The organism is Azospira sp. APE16 (genome assembly GCF_047901315.1).
Taxonomy (GTDB): domain Bacteria; phylum Pseudomonadota; class Gammaproteobacteria; order Burkholderiales; family Rhodocyclaceae; genus Azospira; species Azospira oryzae.
Map to the genome: position 1 here is coordinate 998684 of NZ_CP179682.1, position 22131 is coordinate 1020814.

Annotated in this window: 16 protein-coding genes; 9 read left to right on the plus strand and 7 right to left on the minus strand. The window is 68.6% G+C overall.

Going from position 1 to position 22131, the window contains the following annotated elements:
- Positions 1-19 precede the first annotated feature (19 nt).
- Both ACLSSQ_RS04995 and ACLSSQ_RS05000 read left to right on the plus strand, forming a co-directional pair.
- Positions 20-2746, plus strand: coding sequence for an HD domain-containing phosphohydrolase (locus ACLSSQ_RS04995; protein WP_416243951.1), 2727 nt, complete (start codon positions 20-22; stop codon positions 2744-2746).
- Positions 2747-2823: 77 nt separating this feature from the next.
- On the plus strand, positions 2824-3240 hold the full coding sequence (locus tag ACLSSQ_RS05000) for a YbhB/YbcL family Raf kinase inhibitor-like protein (protein WP_152089673.1): 417 nt from the start codon (positions 2824-2826) through the stop codon (positions 3238-3240).
- An 85-nt stretch (positions 3241-3325) separates the two neighbouring features.
- On the opposite strand, the gene ACLSSQ_RS05005 is transcribed toward ACLSSQ_RS05000, so the two are convergent.
- Both ACLSSQ_RS05005 and rfaE2 read right to left on the minus strand, forming a co-directional pair.
- Positions 3326-4234: a cation diffusion facilitator family transporter gene (locus ACLSSQ_RS05005; RefSeq protein ID WP_152089672.1), complete on the minus strand. Its 909-nt coding sequence runs from the start codon at positions 4232-4234 to the stop codon at positions 3326-3328.
- 9 nt (positions 4235-4243) lie between these two features.
- Positions 4244-4735 (minus strand): D-glycero-beta-D-manno-heptose 1-phosphate adenylyltransferase, encoded by a 492-nt coding sequence (rfaE2, locus tag ACLSSQ_RS05010; protein WP_014238460.1) that lies wholly within the window; start codon positions 4733-4735, stop codon positions 4244-4246.
- 172 nt (positions 4736-4907) lie between these two features.
- On the opposite strand from rfaE2, the gene ACLSSQ_RS05015 reads away from it, so the two are divergent.
- Positions 4908-6191, plus strand: coding sequence for an MFS transporter (locus tag ACLSSQ_RS05015; protein ID WP_152089671.1), 1284 nt, complete (start codon positions 4908-4910; stop codon positions 6189-6191).
- Positions 6192-6264: 73 nt separating this feature from the next.
- Here ACLSSQ_RS05015 and ACLSSQ_RS05020 read toward each other — a convergent pair whose 3' ends face one another.
- Together ACLSSQ_RS05020 and ACLSSQ_RS05025 are read right to left on the minus strand one after the other, a co-directional pair.
- Positions 6265-7560 carry an acetyl-CoA hydrolase/transferase family protein gene (locus ACLSSQ_RS05020; RefSeq protein WP_130459022.1) on the minus strand — a complete coding sequence of 432 codons (1296 nt, stop codon included), beginning with the start codon at positions 7558-7560 and terminating at the stop codon, positions 6265-6267.
- Positions 7561-7699: 139 nt separating this feature from the next.
- Positions 7700-9823: a putative bifunctional diguanylate cyclase/phosphodiesterase gene (locus ACLSSQ_RS05025; protein WP_130459021.1), complete on the minus strand. Its 2124-nt coding sequence runs from the start codon at positions 9821-9823 to the stop codon at positions 7700-7702.
- Between the two features lie 86 nt (positions 9824-9909).
- On the opposite strand from ACLSSQ_RS05025, the gene ACLSSQ_RS05030 reads away from it, so the two are divergent.
- Both ACLSSQ_RS05030 and ACLSSQ_RS05035 read left to right on the plus strand, forming a co-directional pair.
- The gene (locus ACLSSQ_RS05030) at positions 9910-10608 is read left to right on the plus strand and encodes a winged helix-turn-helix domain-containing protein (protein WP_287873902.1); all 699 of its coding nucleotides are present in this window, start codon (positions 9910-9912) and stop codon (positions 10606-10608) included.
- On the plus strand, positions 10608-11978 hold the full coding sequence (locus tag ACLSSQ_RS05035; protein ID WP_416243952.1) for an ATP-binding protein: 1371 nt from the start codon (positions 10608-10610) through the stop codon (positions 11976-11978). Before ACLSSQ_RS05030 ends, ACLSSQ_RS05035 begins: the two co-directional genes overlap by 1 nt.
- 228 nt (positions 11979-12206) lie before the next feature.
- On the opposite strand, the gene ACLSSQ_RS05040 is transcribed toward ACLSSQ_RS05035, so the two are convergent.
- The 3 genes from ACLSSQ_RS05040 to aroG are packed head-to-tail and all read right to left on the minus strand — an operon-like array spanning position 12207 to position 15870.
- The gene (locus ACLSSQ_RS05040; protein WP_014238454.1) at positions 12207-13115 is read right to left on the minus strand and encodes a decaprenyl-phosphate phosphoribosyltransferase; all 909 of its coding nucleotides are present in this window, start codon (positions 13113-13115) and stop codon (positions 12207-12209) included.
- Complete coding sequence (locus ACLSSQ_RS05045) at positions 13115-14761, minus strand: ArnT family glycosyltransferase (protein ID WP_416243953.1); 1647 nt, start codon at positions 14759-14761, stop codon at positions 13115-13117. Before ACLSSQ_RS05045 ends, ACLSSQ_RS05040 begins: the two co-directional genes overlap by 1 nt.
- Before the next feature lie 11 nt (positions 14762-14772).
- Positions 14773-15870 carry a 3-deoxy-7-phosphoheptulonate synthase AroG gene (aroG, locus tag ACLSSQ_RS05050; RefSeq protein WP_014238452.1) on the minus strand — a complete coding sequence of 366 codons (1098 nt, stop codon included), beginning with the start codon at positions 15868-15870 and terminating at the stop codon, positions 14773-14775.
- A 328-nt stretch (positions 15871-16198) separates the two neighbouring features.
- Between aroG and ACLSSQ_RS05055 the strand changes: the two genes are divergently transcribed.
- The 4 genes from ACLSSQ_RS05055 to ACLSSQ_RS05070 all read left to right on the plus strand — a co-directional run bounded on the left by ACLSSQ_RS05055 (position 16199) and on the right by ACLSSQ_RS05070 (position 22074).
- Positions 16199-17233, plus strand: a complete 1035-nt coding sequence (locus ACLSSQ_RS05055; protein ID WP_416243954.1) for an efflux RND transporter periplasmic adaptor subunit — start codon at positions 16199-16201, stop codon at positions 17231-17233.
- Positions 17234-17315: 82 nt separating this feature from the next.
- On the plus strand, positions 17316-18590 hold the full coding sequence (locus ACLSSQ_RS05060; RefSeq protein WP_416243955.1) for an NAD(P)/FAD-dependent oxidoreductase: 1275 nt from the start codon (positions 17316-17318) through the stop codon (positions 18588-18590).
- Between the two features lie 26 nt (positions 18591-18616).
- Entirely contained in the window at positions 18617-21868 is a 3252-nt protein-coding gene (locus ACLSSQ_RS05065) for an efflux RND transporter permease subunit (protein WP_152089663.1), read from the plus strand.
- The gene (locus ACLSSQ_RS05070; protein ID WP_014238448.1) at positions 21865-22074 is read left to right on the plus strand and encodes a DUF2892 domain-containing protein; all 210 of its coding nucleotides are present in this window, start codon (positions 21865-21867) and stop codon (positions 22072-22074) included. Before ACLSSQ_RS05065 ends, ACLSSQ_RS05070 begins: the two co-directional genes overlap by 4 nt.
- Positions 22075-22131 lie beyond the last annotated feature (57 nt).

The following is a 22131-nucleotide window of genomic DNA, read 5'->3' on the forward strand; positions in this document are numbered from 1 at the left end:
AACCCTGGTCGAACTGCTGGTGCACCATCCCCTGGCCGCGGCTCCCAGCCTGGATTCCCGGCTGCAGGCCCTGCCCATGCTGCGGGAGGCCCTGGAAAAGAACGCCCATCTCTCCGCCGTCTATGTGGGCTACGGCAACGGGGACTTTTTCCTTATCCGCTCCCTGGCCAGCCGGGCCGTGGCCCTGGCAGTGCAGGCGCCGGCCGGCGCCCGTTTCCTGGTGCAGAGCATGGAGCGCCAGGGCAGGGCGGCGCGCCCCACCTTCATCTTTTTCGACGAGTGGCTGCAGGAACTGGAGCGGCGCCATCCGGCCGCCTACGATTTCGATCCCCGGGGCCGTCCCTGGTTCATCCGGGCCCAGACCGCCACCGCCCTGGTGCGCACCGAGCCCTACGTCTTCTTCACCACCCGGGAGGTGGGCAAGACCTTCGCCCGCCTCGCCGGCAGCGGCGCCGTGGTGGCGGCGGACCTGACTCTGGAAGAGATTTCCGCCTCCCTCGCCGGTGCCGGCATCACCCCCGGTTCCCAGCTGGCCCTGGTAGATGCCCGGGGCCGGGTTCTGGCGGAGCGGGACCGGGAACGGCTGCACCGGGCCAATGCCCGGGCCGGCGGCCAGCTGCCGACCCTGGACCAGCTGGGAGTGCCGGTGCTGGGGGCCCTGGCCGCGGCTGGCGCCGGGAATTCCCGGGTGATCGAGGCTGCCGGCCAGGTCTGGCACGGGCGGGCGGTGGCGGTCCCCGAGGCCGGGGACGAGCCCAACTACCTGCTGGTGGCGGCGCCGGAAAACGAATTGCTGGCCGAGGCGGTGCGCATCCGCACCTGGACCCTGTGGGTCACCCTGGCCCTCATCGCCCTGGCCATTCCCGGCACCTGGTGGCTGGCCCGGCGCATCTCCGGCGAGCTGAAGGACCTGATCCGGGAGTCGGCGGAAATCCGCCGCTTCCGCTTCGACGGCACCCCGGCCAAGGGCTCCCCCATCTGGGAGATCGACGAGCTGTCCCACTCCATGAACCAGATGAAGGGCACCATCCGCAAGTTCCTCGACATCAGCGCCACCCTCACCGCCGAGCGCAATTTCGACCGGCTGCTGGAACGGGTGCTGCAGGAGACCCTGGCCAGCGCCGAGGCCAGCGGCGGCATCGTCTACCTGATGGCGGAGAACGGCCGCGGCCTGCTGCCGGCGGCCCTGCGCTGGGAGGTGGGGACCACCGCGGAAGAACAAGGGGCGCCGGCCAGCGGCGAGGTGGCGGGGCTGCCGGGCCTGGTCTTCCTGCCGACGGCCCGGGAGACCCATCCCCTGCTGCTGGCGGTCCTGGAGGCACGCACCCAGGTGCTGGATGTGCCGCCCCAGCGTCCCCCCGGCATGGAATTCCTCGATGCCCCGGGCAGCCCCCTGGTGGGCCTGCCGGTGCTGCTGGTGGCCCTGCCCCTGAAAAACCGGGCCCAGGAGGTGGTGGGGGTGCTGGCCCTGTTTCTGCCGGGCAGCGCCGAGGCGCCGTCGCCGGAGCGCATTTCCTTCATCGAGGCCCTCTCCGGGGCTTCCGCCGTGGCCATCGACAACCAGCGCCTGATCCAGGCCCAGAAGGCCCTGCTGGAAAGCCTGATCCAGCTGGTGGCCGGTGCCATCGACGCCAAGAGCCCCTACACGGGCGGCCACTGCCAGCGGGTGCCGGAGCTGACCAAGATGCTGGCCCGGGCCGCCTGCGACGCCACCGCCGGCCCCTACGCCGACTTCACCCTCAGCGACGAGGAATGGGAAGCCCTGCACATTGCCGGCTGGCTGCACGACTGCGGCAAGGTGACCACGCCCGAGTACGTGGTGGACAAGGCGACCAAGCTGGAAACCCTGTATGACCGCATCCACGAGGTGCGCATGCGCTTCGAGGTGCTCAAGCGGGACGCGGAGATCGAGTTCTGGCAGCAGGTGGCCGCCGGCGGCGACGGTGCGGCCCTGCGCCAGGCCCTGGAAGCCCAGTGGCAGGTGCTGGACGAGGAGTTCGCCTTCGTCGCCAGCTGCAATCAGGGCGGCGAATTCATGGCGCCGGAGAAGCTGGAGCGCCTGCAGCGCATCGCCGGCCGCACCTGGCGGCGCACCCTGGACGACCGTCTGGGTCTGTCCTGGGAAGAGGGGCGGCGCAAGGCCCAGCTGCCGCCGGTGCCCCTGCCGGCTCCCGAGCCCCTGCTGGCGGACAAGCCGGAGCATCTCCTGGAGCGGGGCCCGCGGGACCTGATGCCGGCCGACAATCCCTGGGGCTTCAAGCTGCAGGTGCCGGCCTGGAAGTTCAACCGGGGCGAACTGCACAACCTGGCCGTGGCCCGGGGCACCCTGTCCGAGGAGGACCGCTACATCATCAACGACCACATCGTGCAGACCATCATCATGCTTACCGCCCTGCCGTTCCCGCGGCATCTGCAGAACGTTCCCGAGCTGGCCGGCGGCCACCACGAGAAAATGGACGGCAGCGGCTACCCGAGGCGCCTGCGGCGGGAGGAAATGAGCGCGCCGGCCCGCATGATGGCCATCGCCGACATCTTCGAGGCCCTCACCGCCGTGGACCGGCCCTACAAGAAGGGCAAGACCCTCTCCGAAGCCGTCCGCATCATGGTGGCCATGAAGCGGGAAGGGCACATCGATCCGGAACTGTTCGACCTCTTCCTCACCTCGAGCGTGTACCGGGAATACGGCGAACGCTACCTGCGCCCGGAGCAGATCGATTCGGTGGATGTGGGGAGTTGTATCGGCTGAGGCTTTTGTCACGTCACCGAAGCTGCCGGTGTCATAAACTGGCGCCGCTGTTTCTTCTTTCTTCTTTGGAGCCTTGCATGCCGTCCCTGCGCACCCTTCTCGCCGTCTCCGCCTTGCTCGTCAGCCCCCTGGCCCTGGCCCAGTCGTCCCTCAGTGTGAACTGGGAGTGGCTGAAAAAGCACCGCTGCGACAACACCTCCCCTGCCCTGGAGATTTCCGGCATTCCCGAAGGGACTGCCTCCCTGGCGGTGGTGATGAACGACCTGGATTTCCAGAACAAGGACCATGGCGGTGGCACGGTGCCCCATGCCGGCGGCGCCACTGCGAGCCTGCCCGAGGGCGCCCTGGGGCGTTATCTGGGTCCCTGTCCCAACAACTTCGGCACCTTCGGCCACGATTACAGCATCACGGTGCGGGCCCTGGCCGCCGACGGGCAGACGGAACTGGGCCGGGGCAGCGCGACCAGGAATTTTTCCGCCAGCAAGGCCAAGTAGGAACGCTATCCCGGGAGAGCATCCGGCTTTCCCGGCGTGAAAAAGGCCCCGCCAGCGGGGCCTTTCGCTTTCCTGCGGGCGGCTTTCAGGCCGGGCGGTGCAGCGGTTCGATGGGGCCCGTTTCGGGCTGCAGGGTGACGTGGCGGATGTGCCAGCGCTGCTGCAGTACCTGGCGCAGCCCGGCCAGGGTCTGGGGCCAGGCGGCCAGGTCGGCCACCTGCAGATGGGCCGAGAGCATCACCTCGCCGTCGCCCACCGTCCACACATGCAGGTCGTGGACCCCGAGCACACCGTCCACCTGTTCCATGGCGGCGCTGACCTCGGCGGCGGAGATGTGGGGCGGCGTGCCTTCCATCAGGGCGTGTAGCGCCTCCCGCAGCAGACGCAGGCTGGAGACGGAGATGAGCAGGGCGATGCCGGCGGCCAGCAGTGGGTCGGCCTGTTTCCAGCCGGTGAAATAGACGATGGCGCCGGAGGCGATGGCGGCCACGGAGCCGAGCATGTCGCCCAGCACGTGCAGCAGGGCGGCCCGGGTGTTGAGGGAGCTTTCGCCGCGGCTGAGCATCCAGGCCACCAGGGCGTTCATCAGCAGCCCCACCACGGCCACCGCCATCACCGCCGGGCCGGCCACCGGGGCGGGGTCCTGGAAGCGTTGCACCGCCTCCACCAGGATCGCCACCACCAGGGCCAGCATGGCCAGGCCGTTGAGCAGGGCGGCTAGCACTTCGGCCCGGCCCCAGCCGTAGGTGTGGCGATGGCTCGGCGGGCGCCGGGCAACCCAGGCGGCGGCTGCAGCCAGGGCCAGGGCAACGCCGTCGTTCACCATGTGGCCCGCATCGCCGATGAGGGCCAGGGAACCGCTCCAGGCGCCGGCCACGGCCTCCACCCCGGCAAAACCCAGGGTCAGCAGGGTGGCCAGCAGCAGGCCCTTGCCGCCGTGGTGGTGGCTGTGGGCGTGCCCGTGGCCGCAGTCGTGGTGGTGGGCGTGAGCCATGGCGTGCCTTTAGAGGGCGCGGATCTTGGTCAGCAGGGCGGTGGTGGATTTTTCGTGGAGGAAGGGGATGGAGTGGACGCTGCCGCCCCAGCCCAGGACCTCGCTGGCACCGACGATGCGTTCCGGCGCCCAGTCGCCGCCCTTCACCAGGACTTCGGGGCGGGCCTCGAGGACGCGCTGCAGGGGCGTGTCCTCGTCGAACCAGGTGACCAGGTCCACACAGCCGAGGGCGGCCATCACCGCCAGCCGGTCTTCCAGCCGGTTTACCGGCCGGTCGTCGCCCTTGCCCAGGCGCTTGACCGAGGCGTCGGTGTTGAGGGCCACCACCATGGCGGCGCCCAGGGCCCGGGCCTGGGCCAGATAGGTGACGTGGCCCCGGTGCAGGATGTCGAAACAGCCGTTGGTGAATACCAGGGGGCGGGCCAGGCGGGCGGCGCGCTCGGCCAGTTGGTCGGGGGGGCAGATCTTGGCTTCGAAATCGGGCAGGGCGTAGGTGGTCATGGCGGCGGCAATGGGATTGGGTGCGGCAGGGCGCTCAGGGGGCCAAGGATAGCACGGCAGGGGCCGCCCTTTCTGGGCCCCGGACCGACCGCGGGCATTCCCCAATGGCGTGACATACGGTTGCGTATGCTACGATGCCGTTCCCCCAAAGGAGACAAGAGGAGAGGCATAAATGCCCCCACATCAAAGCGGCGGTTCTTCCGCCCGCACGGCCCGTGCCGTGACCCTGGCGGTGGTCATCGCCGCCTACATGCTGTCCTTCTTCCACCGCTTCGCCCCGGCGGGCATCGCCCACGACCTGACCCTGGCCTTCCAGACCACGGCGGCGTCCCTCGGCGCCCTGGCGGCCACCTATTTCTACGTCTACACCATCATGCAGGTGCCCACCGGTATTCTGGTGGATACCCTGGGGCCGCGGCGCATCCTCTTCCTCGGCGGCCTGGTGGCGGCGGCGGGCAGCGTTCTCTTCGGCCTCGCCGACACCCTCAACGAGGCCCTGGTGGGGCGCACCCTGGTGGGTCTGGGGGTGTCGGTGACCTTCATTGCCATGCTCAAGATCATCGCCGTCAACTTCGACGAGCGGCGCTTTGCCACCCTGGTGGGGGCTTCCATGCTGGTGGGCAACCTGGGCTCGGTGCTGGCCGGTGCCCCCCTTTCCCTGCTGGCCCAGAGCATTTCCTGGCGCGGCATTTTCGTCGGCGCCGGCGCCCTCTCGGCCCTCCTGGGCGTGGCCTGCTGGTTCTTCGTCAAGGACGGCGGCGGCGAGCGGCCCCGCTTCGACCGCACGGTGATCTTCGGCGGCCTGGCTTCGGTGCTGAAGAACCGCTCCACCTGGCCGGCGGTGGTGGTCAATTTCGGCCTGGCCGGCAGCTTCTTCTCCTTCGCCGGCCTGTGGGCCACGCCCTACCTGATGCGGGTGCATGAGCTGACCCGGGCCCAGGCCTCCTCCCATCTTTCCCTCTATTTCGCCGGCTTCGCCCTGGGCTGCTTTTTCATCGGCACCCTCTCGGACCGGCTCGGCAAGCGCAAGCCGGTGGTCATCGCCGGGGCCTTCCTCTACTGCCTGCTGTGGCTGTTCTGGCTGACCAACATCCGCCTGCCCCTGGCGGCCACCTACTGCCTGTTCGGCCTCATGGGCCTGACCACGGCCAGCTTCGCCCTCACCTGGGCCTGCGCCAAGGAGGTCAATCCGCCCATGCTGTCCGGCATGTCCACCAGCGTCACCAACATGGGCGGCTTCCTCGCCGGCGCCCTGCTGCAGCCCCTGGCCGGCTGGGCCATGGACCAGGTGTGGGACGGCACCCTGGCCAACGGCGTGCGCGTCTATGGGCCGGACACCTTCCGCGTCGGCATGGCCTGCATGGCCGCCGCCGCCTGCATCGGCTTCGTCGCCAGCTTCTGGGTCAAGGAGACGGGCTGCCGCAACATCTGGCAGGCGCCCCGGCCGGGGCCATGAAAAAGGGCGCGGTGGTGACCGCGCCCTGTCGCTCCAGCGAGTCCCGCCAGCCTGCGCTGCCGGGGCTTTCGTTTTAGAGCAGGTTCATCTTTTTAGCCGCTTCCCGCAGTTCATTGCGGAAGTTGGGGTGGGCGATGCCGATCAGGGCTTCCACCCGCTGCTTGGCGCTCTTGCCGCGCAGCTGGGCGACGCCGTACTCGGTGACCACGTAGTTGATGTCGTTCTTGCTGGTGGTGACGTGGGTGCCCGGAGTCAGGGTGGGGACGATGCGGGAGATGGTGTCGTCCTTGGCGGTGGAGGGCACCACGATGAAGGCCTTGCCGTCCTTGGAACGGTTGGCGGCGCGCACGAAGTCGGCCTGGCCGCCGGTGCCGGAGTAGGGGGAGAAGCCCAGGCTCTCGGAGCCGCACTGGCCCAGCAGGTCCACCTGCATGGTGGCGTTGATGGCGATCAGCTTGTCGTTGCGGGCGGCGATGTAGGGATCGTTGGTGAATTCCACCGGATGCATTTCCAGGGCCGGATTGCGGTGCATGAACTTGTACAGCTTGTTCGATCCCAGGGCGAAGGTGGCCACGGACTTGCCGGGCATGAAGGTCTTCTTCTTGTTGGTGACGGCACCGGACTCGATCAGGGAAAGGATGCCGTCGCCGATCATCTCGGTGTGGATGCCCAGGTCGTGCTTGTGCTGGAGCTGCATCACCACGGCGTCGGGAATGCCGCCGTAGCCGATCTGCAGGGTGGAGCCGTCCTCGATCAGGTCGGCCACGTATTTGCCGATGGCTTCCTGCACCGGACCGATGGTGGGCAGGCCCACTTCCAGCACCGGGTCGCTGCTTTCCACCAGGGCGGCGACCTTGGAGATGTGCACGTAACAGTCGCCGTAGGCGAAGGGCACGTTGGGGTTCACTTCGAGGACGATGGCCCGGGCCTTCTTCACGGCGGCCATGGTGTAGTCGGCGGCCAGGGAGAGGGCGAAGTAGCCGTGCTCGTCCATGGGCGAGGCCATGGTGAAGACCACGTCGGCGGGCGACAGGCCGCGCTCGATCAGCTGGGGCAGCTCGGCGAAATAGTTGGGGATGAAATCGACCCAGCCGGCCTGGCCGCCGGGGCGGGTGGCGCCGCCGAAGAAGTAGGCGGTGTGGCGCACGTGGTCCCGGGTTTCCGGGTCGATGTAGCCGTATTTGCGCAGGGCCAGGATCTGGGAGACGGTGACGTCCCGGTAGTTGCGCCGGGCATCGGAGAGAGCGGTGAGCAGGGCGGGCGGTTCGCCGACCCCGGTGGGAACGACGATGGTGTCGCCATTCCTGACGCAGGCGATGGCGTCGGCGGGAGTTACGAGTTTTTCCTGGTACAGGGCCTGCAGGTCCATGCTGTCTCCTTTTTTAGATCGCGGGGAATCTTTGTCGCGCAACATTATACGTACACTCCATACGATTGCGTATGGAGTCTTGCCGACGCGCGAAAATCCGCCGGACGGCCGTACGGGATCTACCGGGAGGGAGCGGGGTTCAGGCCGGGGACGAGGTGCTGGCGGCGGCCGGGGCGTGGCCCAGCATGGCCGCCACTTCCACGGCGCCGATGGCCTTGGAGAAGAAGTGGCCCTGGATTTCGGCGCAGGCCCGGGCCTTGAAGAAGCCGGCCTGGTCGGCCGTTTCCACGCCCTCGGCCACCACCTTGAGGTTCATGGACTGGGCCATGGAAATGATGGCGTCCACGATCACCGCGTCGTCCTCGTTACGGGTCACGTCGGTGACCAGGGAGCGGTCGATTTTCAGGGTATCCACCGGCAGGCGGCGCAGGACGTTGAGGTTGGAATACCCGACGCCGAAGTCGTCCAGGGTGATGCCGACCCCCAGACGCTTCAGGGCCGAGAGCACCCGCAGGTTGCGCTCGGTGTCGTGCATGAGGGCGCCTTCGGTGAATTCCAGCTCGATCCAGCGCCCTTCCACCCCTTCCTCGCTCAGGATGCGGCCCAGGGCCTCGGCGAAATCGGGCTGGCGCAGCTGGGCTTCGCACAGGTTGATGGCCACCGGCACCAGGGTCAGGTTCTGCCGCCGCCAGTCGGCCAGCTGTCGTGCCACCCGGCGCAGTACCCAGAGGGAAATAGGCAGCACCAGGCCGCTTTCCTCGGCCAGGGGGATGAACTGGCTGGGCAGGAGCAGGCCCCGCTCCGGGTGCTGCCAGCGGATCAGGGCTTCCAGGCTGAGCAGGCGGCCCGAGGGGTTGTCCACCTGGGGCAGGTAATGCAGTTCGAACTCGTCCCGGTCCAGGGCCCGGCGCATGGCGTTTTCCAGGGTCAGGCGGGTGAGGGCGCCCTGTTCCAGCTCGGGGCTGAAGAACTGGTAGTTGTTGCGGCCCACGCTCTTGGCCCGGTACATGGCCAGGTCGGCGTTCTTCATCAGGGTGTCCGGGTCGGCGCCGTCGCTGGGGTAGCAGGCGATGCCGATGGAGCAGGTGACGCTCAGTTCGTGGCCCTCGAAGTACATGGGCTCGGCCAGGGCCTCGAGGATCTTGTCGGAGACCACGGCGGCGTCGGCGGACATGTCCAGGTTGGCCAGCAGCACCACGAACTCGTCGCCGCCCTGGCGCGATACCGTGTCCTCCTCGCGCACGCAGCGGCGCAGGCGCTCGGCCACCTGCTTCAGCAGCTCGTCGCCGACCCGGTGGCCCAGGGTGTCGTTGACCACCTTGAAGCGGTCCAGGTCCACGAACATCAGGGCCACGCTCTGGTCGTAGCGGCGGGCGTGGATCAGGGCCTGGGTGAAGCGGTCGTTGAACAGCACCCGGTTGGGCAGGTCGGTGAGGGCGTCGTAGTGGGCCAGGTAGTGGATGCGGGCCTCCGCCTCCTTGCGTTCGGAGATGTCCGACCACATGGCGACGTAGTTGAGCACGGCGCCTTCGGGGGAGAGCACCCGGTCCACCGCCAGCCATTCCGGATACAGCTCGCCGTTGCGCCGCCGGTTCCAGATTTCGCCCCGCCAGTGGCCGTACTGGTTGATGGCCGCCCACATCTCCCGGTAGAAGTGCTCGCTCTGGATGCCGGACTGGAGGATGCGGGGATTGCGGCCCAGCACCTCGCCCCGGGAGAAGCCGGTGATGCGGGTGAAGGCGGGATTGACGTCCACGATGCGGTTTTCCGCATCGGTGATCATGATGGCTTCGCTGGAGGCGTGGAAAACGGTGGTGGCCAGGCGGTGTTCCGACTCCAGGCGGGCGGCCCGGGCGCAGGTGGCCATGGCTTCGAGCAGGGCGCTGGCCTTGAGGGGCTTGAGCACGTAGCGGTCGATGCCGATCTCGATGGCGTCGAGCAGGGCGCCGCTGTCGCTGTGGGAGGTGATGATGACGATCGGCGTCGCCGGGCTCTGGGCCTTGATCTCCCGGGCCAGGGAGAGACCGTCCCGGTGGGGCATGACGATGTCGGAAATGACCAGGTCCGGCTGGTGCCGGCGGAACAGCTGCAGGCCCTCGTCGCCGTCGGCCGCTTCCCACAGGGTGCCCACGTGGCGGCTGAGGATGCCGGCGGCGGCGCAGCGCGCCACCGGGTCGTCCTCCACCAGCAGCACCCGCAGGCCGCGCAAAAGCTCGCGTTCTGGATCGTCCTGCCGGGCAGCGTTGTCCATCCTGGGGGTCATGACGGCATCGGGGGGGCCATGAAAAGCGGTTATTCTAGCGCCTAATTCTCCGTAGTCATTTCGTTTTTTTCAAATAGCATAAAGCCATGCGAATCCTCATCGTCGAGGACGATTCCCTGCTGGGAGACGGGCTCCAGGTCGGTCTGGGCCAGGCCGGCTTCACCGTGGACTGGCTGCGCGACGGCCAGGAAGCCGCCACCGTCCTTGCCAGCCCCGAGGCCCACTGCTTTGCCGCCGTGGTGCTGGACCTCAACCTGCCCCAGCTGTCGGGCCAGGAGGTGCTGGCCCGCTGCCGCGCTGCCGGCAACCCGGTGCCGGTGCTGGTGCTGACCGCCCGGGACGGGGTGCCCGACAAGCTTTCGGCCCTGGACGGCGGCGCCGACGACTACCTGGTCAAGCCTTTCGATCTGGACGAGGTGGCGGCCCGCCTGCGCGCCCTGATCCGCCGCAGTGCCGGCCGGGCGGCGCCGCTGCTGGTGCACGGGGCCATCCGCCTCGACCCGGCGGCCCGCCGGGTGGAGCTGGCGGGGCAGCCGGTGGAGCTGTCGCCCCGGGAGTTCGCCCTGCTCGAAGCCCTGCTCGCCGCCGCCGGCCGGGTGCTGACCCGGCACCAGCTGGAGGAGGCCGCCTACGGCTGGAACGAGACGGTGGACAGCAATGCGGTGGAGGTGCACATCCACCACCTGCGACGCAAGTTCGGCAGCGACCTGATCCGCACCGTGCGCGGCGTCGGCTACACCGTGGCCCGGGAGGCGTCCGCCGCGCCCGCGGCGCCGGAGTCCTGATGGCTGCCGTGCAACGCCCGACGCCGGCCTATTCCCTGCGCCGCCGCCTGCTCCTGCTGCTGCTGGCCGTGTCGGCCCTGATCTGGCTGGCCACCATCGCCGCCGCCTTCCTGCGGGCCCACGACCTGGCCGACGACATTTTCGACGCCCACCTGCAGCAGACCGCCCGCCTGCTGCTGGCCACCGAGCCCGCCAGCGGCCATGTGGAAGTGCGGCCCACTCCCGGCGCCGCCGGCGGCGAAGTGCTGTTCCAGATCTGGCGTCGCACCCCCCAGGGGCCGATGCTGGCCCTCCATTCCGCCGGGGCCGGGCAGACGCCCCTGACGGCGGTGGAGGGCTTTGCCGAGACCCGCTGGAACGGCGGCGAATGGCGCTTCTACAGCGAATGGAGCCGGGACGGGCTGCGCCAGGTGCAGGTGGGCCAGAGCCACGACATCCGCTATGCCCTGGCCCAGGAGGCCGCCATGCGCCTGCTGGCGCCCCTGATCCTGGGCCTGCCCCTGCTGGCGGCAGCCCTGTGGGTGGCCGTCGGCCGCGGCCTGGTGCCCCTGGCCCGCATCGCCGAACAGCTGGACCGGCGTCCCCCCGATTCGCCCCAGCCCCTGGGCAGCGGCCCGGTGCCGGCGGAAGTGGCGCCCCTGGTGCAGGCCCTGGACGGCCTCTTCGCCCGCATCGCCCGTCTGCTGGACAACGAGCGCCAGTTCACCGCCAACGCCGCCCACGAACTGCGCACGCCCCTGGCTGCCCTCAAGACCCAGGCCCAGGTGGCCCTGCGGGCCGGGGAGGGGGAGGTGCGGCAGCGGGCCCTGCTCAATGTGCTGGAAGGCACCGAACGCCTGGCCCGGCTGGTGGAACAGCTGCTCACCCTGGCCCGCCTGGACCCGGGCGCCAACGCCAGCCTGCAGCCCCTGGACCCCCGGCCCCTGGCGCGGGAGGTGTGCGCCGTGCTGGCCCCGGCGGCCCAGTCCCGGCAGGTGGACCTGGCCCTGGACCTGGCCGGCAGCGACGGCGACGGCAGCCTGACCCTGGCCGGCAATGGGGACCTGCTGCGCATCCTGCTGCGCAACCTGGTGGACAACGCCATCCGCTACACCCGGGAGGGCGGCCATGTGTGGGTGTCCCTGGCCCGGGACGGAGAGCGGGTGGTGCTGGCGGTGGCCGACGACGGTCCGGGCATCCCGGCCGAGGCCCGGGAGCGGGCCCTGGGGCGCTTCACCCGGCTGGCGCCGGCCCGGGCGGAAGGTTCCGGCCTGGGGCTGTCCATCGTGCAGCGGGTGGCGGAGCTGCATGGCGCCGCCCTCAGCCTGGGCGTGGGGCCGGAAGGCAACGGCCTGCGGGTGCTGGTGGTGTTTCCGCCCCTGGCGGCATAGGCGGCTTGTGATGCCTCCCCTGGGAGGCAACAGGGACGGTGCTTTTGGGGGGGCGTGGCTGACAGGGCCGCCCCTATTGGCTCCTGGCGATGGTGCCGACGAGATTCCGCGTCATGCCGCCAGCGGCGGTGTCGGCGAGGGGCGGAGCAGGTCCCTCGGTAAGGTCCTTCAGCCGGCCGGTTGCGTAGGCCGGTTTCCGCTGACCTGGGTCGGCGGAAACCGGCTGGCTCAGATCACCAGCAGGACGGTGGCGAACCAGCCGACGAAGGCGGCGATGAGATGGGGGTCGGCCAGCAGGTCCGCTGCCGGGTCGCCGCCGCCGCCGCGCCGGTGCAGGCGGAACAGGTAGCGGCAGATGCCATAGACGACGAAGGGCACGGTGGCGATGAGCCACTGGCTGCCATGCATGGCCACCGTCTCCGGGGCCACGGTGTACAGGCTGTAGGTGACCACGGTGCCGGCGGCGCAGAGGGTGATGAACTGGTCCAGCAGCACCGGATCGTAGTCGTCCAGCACCTTGCGGTGACTGCCCGCATCCTCCTCCAGGGCCTTCAGTTCGGCGCGGCGCTTGGCGAAACCGAGGAACAGGGTCAGCAGCAGGCCGCACACCAGCAGCCAGTGGGAGGGGGCGATGCCCACCCCCAGGGTGCCGGCCAGGATGCGCAGCATGAAGCCGGCGGCGATGATGAAGACGTCGAGCACGGCCACGTGCTTGAGGCCCATGGAGTAGGCCACGTTGAGGCCGGCGTAGAGGGCCACCACCAGCAGCACGGTGAGGGAGACGCTGTAGGCCAGCATGAGGGCGCCGAACAGGCAGGCCCCGGCCAGCAGCAGGGCGGCGGTGACATTGACGGTGCCGGCGGCCAGGGGGCGGTGCCGCTTGACCGGATGCAGGCGGTCCTTTTCCCGGTCCGCCAGGTCGTTCACCACATAGATGCTGGAGGCGGCCAGGGAAAAGGCCAGGGCCGCCAGGACCACGGACTGCAGCAGGGCCAGGTCGGCGAAGGCCTCGCCGAAAATGAGGCCGACGAAAACGAAGCCGTTCTTCACCCACTGGTGCGGGCGCAGCAGTTTTACGTAGGGCCAGAGGCCGCCGCGGGGCGTGCTGTCGCCGGCCTTTTGGGGACGGCGGGCCATCAGCGGCATTCCTCGTCAGGGAAATAGCGTTCGCAGAAGTAGCAGCCGTTCATGGGCAAAAAGCCGGGGATGCGGTAGTAGCGCTGTTTCACTTCCCGCAGCACCCGTTCCCGGTAGGTGTGGAAGTCGAAGCCGTGGCCCAGCACCTGGTAGAAGGTGACGCCCTCCACCTGGAAGGCCAGCTGCTGCACGTCCCGGAAATAGGGCGCGTATTCCCCCGGATTGGGCTCGCTCTTCCGCAGGATGAGGATGTTCTTGCCGTCCAGCTCGCGGAAGTCGGTGAGGATGTCGTCGTGGCGGGCATGGGAGGAGGCCAGGCCGAAGACCATGAAATAGCGCCGGGCGTTGTAGCCCAGGGTGACGGCGTTGGAATAGCCGTCGGAAGCGAAGGCGTAGTCGTTGGCGTAGGGCTCCAGCCGCTGCAGCAGCTCCTGGCTGCGGAAGGTGAGCACCAGGCCCCGGTGGAAGTCCGCCTTCTCCCAGGTGGACAGGGGCAGCTGGCTGACCACCAGCAACAGCACCACGTGCAGGGCGGCGAAAGCGCCGAGCCAGGCCGCCAGGCGACGCAGGGCGGTCATGGGCAGGCTGCTGGCGGCCAGGATGCAGAGCAGGGTGATGAAGGAGAGCAGCCAGTGCAGGCCGATCTTCTTGGCCAGGGCCAGGGCGGCGAACAGGCCCAGGGGCACGGCCGCCAGCCAGAAGGCGGTGCGGGCCAGGCCCGGCTGGGCGATGGCGTTCTTCACCTCGTCGCGGAACTTCCACAGGGCCGCCAGGAGGAAGGGGGTGGCGACATAGCCCAGGGTCAGCACATAGAGGAAGGGATTGGCCCAGGACTTGCCCCAACCGGAACTCTCGTGCCGGTTGTAAAGGTTGAACATGATGTTGGCCCAGCAGTGGCTGCAGTTCCACCAGATGTTGAGGGCCGGCCCCAGCAGGGCCACGGCGACGAACAGGGCGAACTCGGCGAAGCGCCTCCAGCCCTCCTCGCGGCGGGCGATGATGACATGCACCAGGAAGGCGACGCCCAGCAGCACCGAGAAATACTTGGAGAGGAAGGCCAGGCCCAGCATCAGGCCGGCCAGGGCGTGCAGGGCCCAGCGCTGCCAGCCCTGGCGCTCCAGGGCCACGACGTAGGCGGCCACCGAGAGCAGAGAGAAGAAGACCAGGGGCGTGTCGGTGGTGATGAAGACGTTCCACACCGAGGTGGGCAGCAGCAGCACCAGCAGGGCCGTCAGCCAGCCCCGCTCCTCGGCGAAGGCAATGCCGGAGCGGCGCACCAGCCAGCCGGAGAGTCCGGCCAGGACGAAGGGCAGCAGCAGGGCCGGCAGGCGCACCACCCATTCGTCCCAGGAGAGGGCCATGAGGGGCGCCAGCCACCAGCCCACCATGGGCGGGTGGTCGTAGAAGCCCCAGTCCGGCTGCCAGCCCCAGAAGGCGAAATAGGCTTCGTCGCCGGTGATGGGGGTGACCGCCGCCAGCCAGATGCGGAACAGCAGCAGCACTGCCGCCACTCCCAGCACCAGGCGGTGCATGGGCAGGCGGGCGAGGGAGTGGCCGGGGCCGAGCAGGGCGCGGGTGGAAGTGTCCGTGCCGGCCTCGGTCGGCGTCGGCGTCTCGGTCGGGGCTGGGGAGTCGTGTTCCGCCAAAGCGGGGGCCCTTATTCCGTGGCTTCCACCAGGCGGCGCTCGCGCACCGCCCGGGCCAGGATGTCCAGCACCCGCACCGAGTCTTCCCAGCCGATGCAGGCGTCGGTGACGCTCTTGCCGTATTCCAGGGGCTTGTCCGGGGTGATGTCCTGGCGGCCTTCCACCAGGTGGGATTCGACCATGACGCCGATGATGCGCTCGTCGCCGGCGGCAAGCTGGGTGGCCACGTCCTTGGCCACGTCCACCTGGCGCTCGAACTTCTTGCTGCTGTTGGCGTGGGAGAAATCCACCATCAGGCGGGCTGCCAGGCCGGCCGCGGCGATGTCCTTGCAGGCCGCATCCACGCTGGCCGCATCGTAGTTGGGGCCCTTGCCGCCGCGCAGGATGACGTGGCAGTCCTCGTTACCGGCGGTGGAGACGATGGCCGAGTGGCCGCCCTTGGTCACCGAGAGGAAATGGTGGGGGGCGGAGGCGGAACGGATGGCGTCCACGGCGATGCGCACGTTGCCATCGGTGCCGTTCTTGAAGCCCACGGGGCAGGAGAGGCCGGAAGCCAGCTCCCGGTGCACCTGGGATTCGGTGGTGCGGGCGCCGATGGCGCCCCAGGCGATCAGGTCCGCCGTGTACTGGGGGCTGATGGTGTCGAGGAATTCGGTGGCGCAGGAGAGGCCCAGCTCGTTGATGTCGAGCAGGATCTTGCGCGCCAGGCGCAGGCCTTCGTTGATGCGGAAGGAGCCGTCCATGCGCGGGTCGTTGATGAGGCCCTTCCAGCCCACGGTGGTGCGGGGCTTCTCGAAATAGACGCGCATCACCACCAGCAGGTCGTCCTTGAGGCGCTCGGCTTCCTTCTGCAGGCGCTGGGCGTACTCCATGGCGGCCTCGTAGTCGTGGATGGAACAGGGGCCGATCACCACCAGCAGCCGGTCGTCGGCGCCGTGCAGGATGCGATGGATGCCCTGGCGGGCGCCGTAGGTGGTCTGGGCCGCCCGGTTGCTCACCGGATATTCGCGGAAGACGTGGGCCGGCGGCACCAGTTCCTTGATCTCGCGAATGCGCACATCGTCGGTGACGGGTTTGGTGGCGTGGGAGGCGGCTTTCAGGGACGTCATGGTACAGACCTCGGAACAGCAGCGCCCACAAGGGCGCCAGGCAATGGGAAAGCGCCCGATTCTACGCCAAAGCCCGCCTGGGGCGAAGGGCGGGGCTGTTTTGGCGGGGGTGACGAGGGCCCGCCGCCTACCTTTTGCGCTGTCGCTTTTTCCCGGCCAGCCGGAAACGGCCATGACCGGTACTGCTGCCTGGCGATGCGCCATTCGTCATCACGCTTCATGCGCGTCCCCGCGGCGGAACCGGCATGGCGGACGGAACGTTCCCCCGAATGAGCCGAAAGCAATGCCCCGCTTGTCGATTCTCGAACATAAGTATATTCTTATATACATGAATACCTCATCCCTCTTCCTCCGTCGCTGCCTGAGCCTGGCCCTGTCGCTGGCGGTCGGGTCCGTCGTGGCTGCCGAAACGTCCCCGAGCGAGTTGCCGACCCGGGTGGTGCAGCCCCGGGAAGTGGCACTGACATTGCCGGCGGAAGGGGTGGTGGAAGCCCTATCCCAGGCCGTGGTGGCGGCCCAGGTGGCCGGCCGGGTGACCGAGATGCGGGTCGATGCCGGGCAGGCGGTGAAGAAGGGCGAAGTCATGCTGCGCCTGGACGTGCGCGAGGCGGCCGAGACTGCCGCCGGGGCCCAGGCGGCCCTGGTCAATGCCCGGGCCCAGTACGAGCGCAGCCGCAGCCTGCGACAGCAGAATTTCATCAGCCAGTCGGCCCTGGACAAGGCCAAGGCCGACCTGGACCTGGCCATGGCCAATGCCGGAGCCTCCGGCGCCAGCCAGAGCCACGGCACCATCACGGCGCCCATCAGCGGCCTGGTGGCGCGGCGCCACATCGAGCTGGGGGAAATGGCGGCCCAGGGCCGGTCCCTGGTGACCCTCTACGACCCGGCGGGCTTGCGCGTGACGGTGGAAATTCCCCAGTACCGGCTGAAGGAACTGAAGGGCGGCAAGGATCTGCAGGGCCGCATCGAATTCCCGGAGCTGCAGCGCCAGGTGGCGGCGGCCAAGGTGACCGTGCTGCCGGCGGCGGATGCCGCCACCCATACGGTCCAGGTGCGCCTCAACCTGCCCGGCGATGCCGCTTCCCTGCAGGATGTGCTGCCGGGCATGGCGGCCCGGGTCCATTTCGTCCTCGGCCGGGCGGTCAAGCTGACGGTGCCGGCCAGCGCCGTGGTGCGTCGCGGCGAGGTGGCCGGTCTCTATGTGCGCGACGGCCAGGGCCGTCTGTCCCTGCGCCAGCTGCGCCTGGGCCAGGCCGTCGGCGACGGCGAGGTGGAAGTGCTGGCGGGGCTGTCCGCCGGCGAGACCATCGTCCTCGATCCGGTCCGGGGCGGCATCGCCCTGAAGCAGGACGCAGCCCGCTAGGCCTCGGCAGCACCCGGCCCCAGTTTCCCCAGAAGCGGCAGAAGACCGCTCATCCACGCACCACGCCAACGGAGGAGACACCATGGCGCACATCATCATCATCGGCGCGGGCCTGGGCGGCATGCCCATGGCCTACGAAATGCGCGAACTGCTGCGCAACGGCGACAGGCTCACCGTCGTCTCCAACCAGTCCCGCTTCCATTTCGTGCCGTCCAACCCCTGGGTGGCGGTGGACTGGCGCCAGCGCCAGGACATCGAGCTGGAACTGGCGCCCCTGCTGAGCCGCAAGGGCATCGCCCTGGTCCAGTGCGGTGCCCGCCGGGTGCATCCGGAGCGTAACCAGGTGGAGCTGGAGGACGGCAGCAGCCTGGACTACGACTTCCTCATCATCGCCACCGGCCCCCGTTTGGCCTTTGACGAGATCGAGGGCCTGGGGCCCCAGGGCCATACCCAGTCCATCTGCCACGTGGATCACGCCCAGCAGGCGGCCGAGAGCTGGAAGAGCTTCGTCGCCGCACCCGGCCCGGTGGTGGTGGGGGCGGTGCAGGGCGCCTCCTGTTTCGGCCCGGCCTACGAATACGCCTTCATCATGGAAACGGACCTGCGCAAGCGCAAGATCCGGGACCGGGTGCCCATGACCTTCGTCACCTCCGAGCCCTACATCGGCCACCTGGGCCTGGGCGGCGTCGGCGACTCCAAGGGCATGATCGAGTCCATGTTCCGCCAGCGCCACATCAAGTGGATCTGCAACGCCACGGTGAGCAGGGTGGAGGCCGGCAGGATGTTCGTTACCGAGCACGACGAGGAGGGCCAGCCGAAGAAGGAGCACGAGCTGCCCTTCAGCTACTCCATGATGCTGCCGGCCTTCAAGGGCGTGGAGGCGGTGTTCGGCATCGAGGGCCTGACCAATCCCCGGGGCTTCGTCCTCATCGACGAGCACCAGCGCAACCCGCGCTATCCCAACATCTTCTCCGTCGGCGTCTGCGTCGCCATCCCCCCGGTGGAGGCGACGCCGGTGCCCACGGGCACGCCCAAGACCGGCTATATGATCGAGTCCATGGTCACCGCCACGGCCAAGAACATCCGCGCCGTGCTGGACGGGCGCGAGCCCACCGAGAAGGCCACCTGGAATGCGGTCTGCCTGGCCGATTTCGGCGACTCCGGCGCCGCCTTCGTGGCCCTGCCCCAGATTCCGCCGCGCAACGTCAGCTGGTTCTCCGAGGGCAAGTGGGTGCATCTGGCCAAGGTGGCCTTCGAGAAGTATTTCCTGCGCAAGATGAAAACGGGGGCCACCGAGCCGGTCTATGAAAAGATCGTCATGGAGGCCCTGGGCATCATCAAACTGAAAGGCAAATAGCCCGGTTCGTCCGGGTCGACACAGACATGGGAATTTCCGGCCGTATCGCCCACACCTTCCAGGCGTCTCCCATGACGCCCCTGCTGGCCCTGGTGCTGCTGCTCCTCGGGTTGTTCGCCGTCATGGTGACGCCCCGGGAGGAGGAGCCCCAGATCGACGTCACCATGGCCAACGTGGTGGTGCCCTTCCCCGGGGCCTCGAGCAAGGATGTGGAAAACCTGGTGGCCACCCCGGGGGAGCAGGTGCTCTCGCGCATGACCGGGGTGGACCATGTCTTTTCCGTTTCCCGCCCGGGCATGGCAGTGATCACGGTGCAGTTCGAGGTGGGGGTGAAGAACCAGGATGCCCTGGTGCGTCTCTATGACACGGTCCATTCCAACCGGGACTGGCTGCCGGCCAACCTGGGCGTCGGCGAACCCATCGTCAAGCCCAAGGGCATCGACGACGTGCCCATCGTCTCCCTCACCTTCTGGACCCGGGACAGCCGCCGCTCCGCCTTCGAACTGCAGCAGATCGCCCGCTCCGCCGAGGTGGAATTCAAGCACCTGGCCGGCACCCGGGACGTCACCACCCTGGGCGGGCCGGACCACGTCATCCGGGTCGCCATGGACGCCGAGCGCATGAATGCCTACGGCGTCACCGCCCAGGACCTGCGCGACGCCCTGCAGATCGCCAACAACGAGCAGCCTTCCGGCCGCCTGGTGGAGGGCGGGCGGGAAATGCTGGTGCACACCGGCACCCTGATCGAATCGGCCCAGGACGTGAAGAACCTGGTGGTGGCCGTGCGCAGCGAAGGCAGCATCCGCAAGCCCGTGTTCCTGGCCGACGTGGCCACGGTGGAGGACGGTCCGGACCAGCCCAAGCGCTACGTCTGGTTCGGCGCCGGCCCGGCGGCAGCCCAGCGGGGCATCGCCGCGGGGGGCGAGGATGCTTCCCCCGACGGCACCTATCCGGCCGTCACCCTGGCCATCTCCAAGAAGCCCGGGGTCAATGCGGCGGACGTGGCCGACGCCGTCATCGCCCGGGCCGAGAGCCTCAAGGGCAGCCTCATCCCCGAGGGCGTGGAAGTCACCGTCACCCGCAACTACGGCGCCACCGCCACGGAGAAGGCCCAGAAGCTGATCGGCAAGCTGCTCTTCGCCACCGCCTTTGTCGTGCTGCTGGTGTTCTTCGCCCTGGGGCGGCGGGAGGCCCTCATCGTCGGCATCGCCGTCTCCCTGACCCTGGCCGCCACCCTGTTCGCCTCCTGGGCCTGGGGCTTCACCCTGAACCGGGTCAGCCTGTTCGCCCTTATCTTCTCCATTGGCATCCTGGTGGACGACGCCATCGTGGTGGTGGAGAACATCCACCGCTGGAAGCTGCTGCATCCCGAGAAGACCCTGCTGGAGCTGATCCCCGGGGCGGTGGACGAGGTCGGCGGACCCACCATCCTGGCCACCCTGACGGTGATCGCGGCCCTCCTGCCCATGGCCTTCGTCACCGGCCTGATGGGGCCCTACATGAGCCCCATCCCCATCAATTCCTCCCTCGGCATGGCCATCTCCCTGGCCGTGGCCTTCATCGTCACCCCCTGGCTGGCGGCCAAGTTGCTAGCCCACGGCGGCGGCCACGGGGCCGACGACGGTAAGGTGGCGGGCAAGCTGGACCGGCTCTTCCACAAGGTGCTGCCGCCCTTCCTTGACGAGCGCAGCGGCGCCGCCGCCCGCAAGAAGCTCTTTCTCGGGGTGCTGGCGGCCATCTTCCTTTCCGTCTCCCTGGCGGTGGTGAAGCTGGTGGTGCTGAAAATGCTGCCCTTCGACAACAAGAGCGAATTCCAGGTGGTGCTGGACATGCCCGTGGGCACGCCCCTGGAAGAGACGGCCCGGGTACTGAAGGACATCGGCGCCGTGCTGCAGCAGGTGCCGGAGGTGACCGACTACCAGGCCTACGCCGGCACCGCCAGCCCCATCAACTTCAACGGTCTGGTGCGCCAGTACTACCTGCGCAGCGAGCCGGAGATGGGCGACATCCAGGTCAATCTGGTGGACAAGCACCACCGCTCCCGCCAGTCCCACGAGATCGCCGTGGCGGTGCGGGCCGAGATCGAGGCGGTGGCCCGCCGCGCCGGCGGCAACGCCAAGGTGGTGGAAGTGCCGCCGGGGCCGCCGGTGATGAGCCCCATCGTGGCCGAGATCTACGGGCCGGAAGAGGCCGGGCGCATCGCCGTGGCCAAGCAGGTGCGCGGCGTGTTCGAGAAAGCTCCGGATTTCACCAGCGTGGACGACTCGGTCCAGGCCGATGCGGAAAAGACCGTGCTGCGGGTGAACCAGACCAAGGCGGCCCAGCTCGGCGTGGCCCAGAAGGACATCGTCGAGGTGGTGCGCATGGGTCTGGCCGGCGAGGACGTGACCCCGGCCCACAACCAGGATTCCAAGTACGAGATTCCGGTGCGCATCACCCTCCCGGCCGAGGTGCAGAGCAGTCTGGACGCCCTGCTGCGGCTCAAGGTGCGGGCCCGTTCCGGCGCCCTGGTGCCGGTCTCCGAGGTGGTGGAAGTGCGCCGCCTGGCCCGGGAAAAGGCCATCTACCACAAGGACCTGCTGCCCGTGGTGTACGTCTATGGCGACATGGGCGGCGACCTGGATTCGCCCCTCTACGGCATGTTCGCCGCCCGGGGCGACATCGTCGGCATGAACCTGGACGGCCTCAAGGGCGCCGGCGGCACCCTGGCCGACACCTTCATCCGCCAGCCGGCGGACCCCTATGCCGGCTTCTCCCTCAAGTGGGACGGGGAATGGCAGATCACCTACGAGACCTTCCGCGACATGGGCGCCGCCTACGGCGTCGGCCTGATCCTCATCTACCTGCTGGTGGTGGCCCACTTCAAGAGCTATGTGACGCCGCTGATCATCATGGCGCCGATTCCCCTCACCATCATCGGCGTCATGCCCGGCCACGCCCTGCTGCGCTCCCAGTTCACCGCCACCTCCATGATCGGCATGATCGCCCTGGCCGGCATCATCGTGCGCAACTCCATCCTGCTGGTGGATTTCATCAAGGAGGAAACGGCCAAGGGCATGCCCTTCAAGGAGGCCATCGTCACCGCCGCCGCCGTGCGCGCCAAGCCGATCGCCCTGACCGCCCTGGCGGCGATGCTGGGCGCCTTGTTCATCCTCGACGACCCCATTTTCAACGGGCTGGCCATCAGCCTCATCTTCGGCATCCTGGTTTCCACCCTGCTGACCCTGGTGGTGATCCCGGTGCTCTACTACGCCACTTTCAAGGAGCAACAACCATGACCTCGGAACGTCTCATCCGCATCTTCGCCGGCAGCTTCGTGCTGCTGTCCCTGGCCCTGGGGGTGGAAGCCAGCCCCCTGTTCGTCAATGCCAATTTCCTCTGGTTCACCGCCTTCGTCGGCGCCAACCTGCTGCAGAGCGGTTTCACCCGTTTCTGCCCCCTGGAAATGATGCTGCTGAAGGCCGGTGTGAAGCGTGGCGGCTGACCTAGGGTAACTCCCAGGTTGCTGATTAATATCCGGTTTTTCGTTATTTTTCGGAAC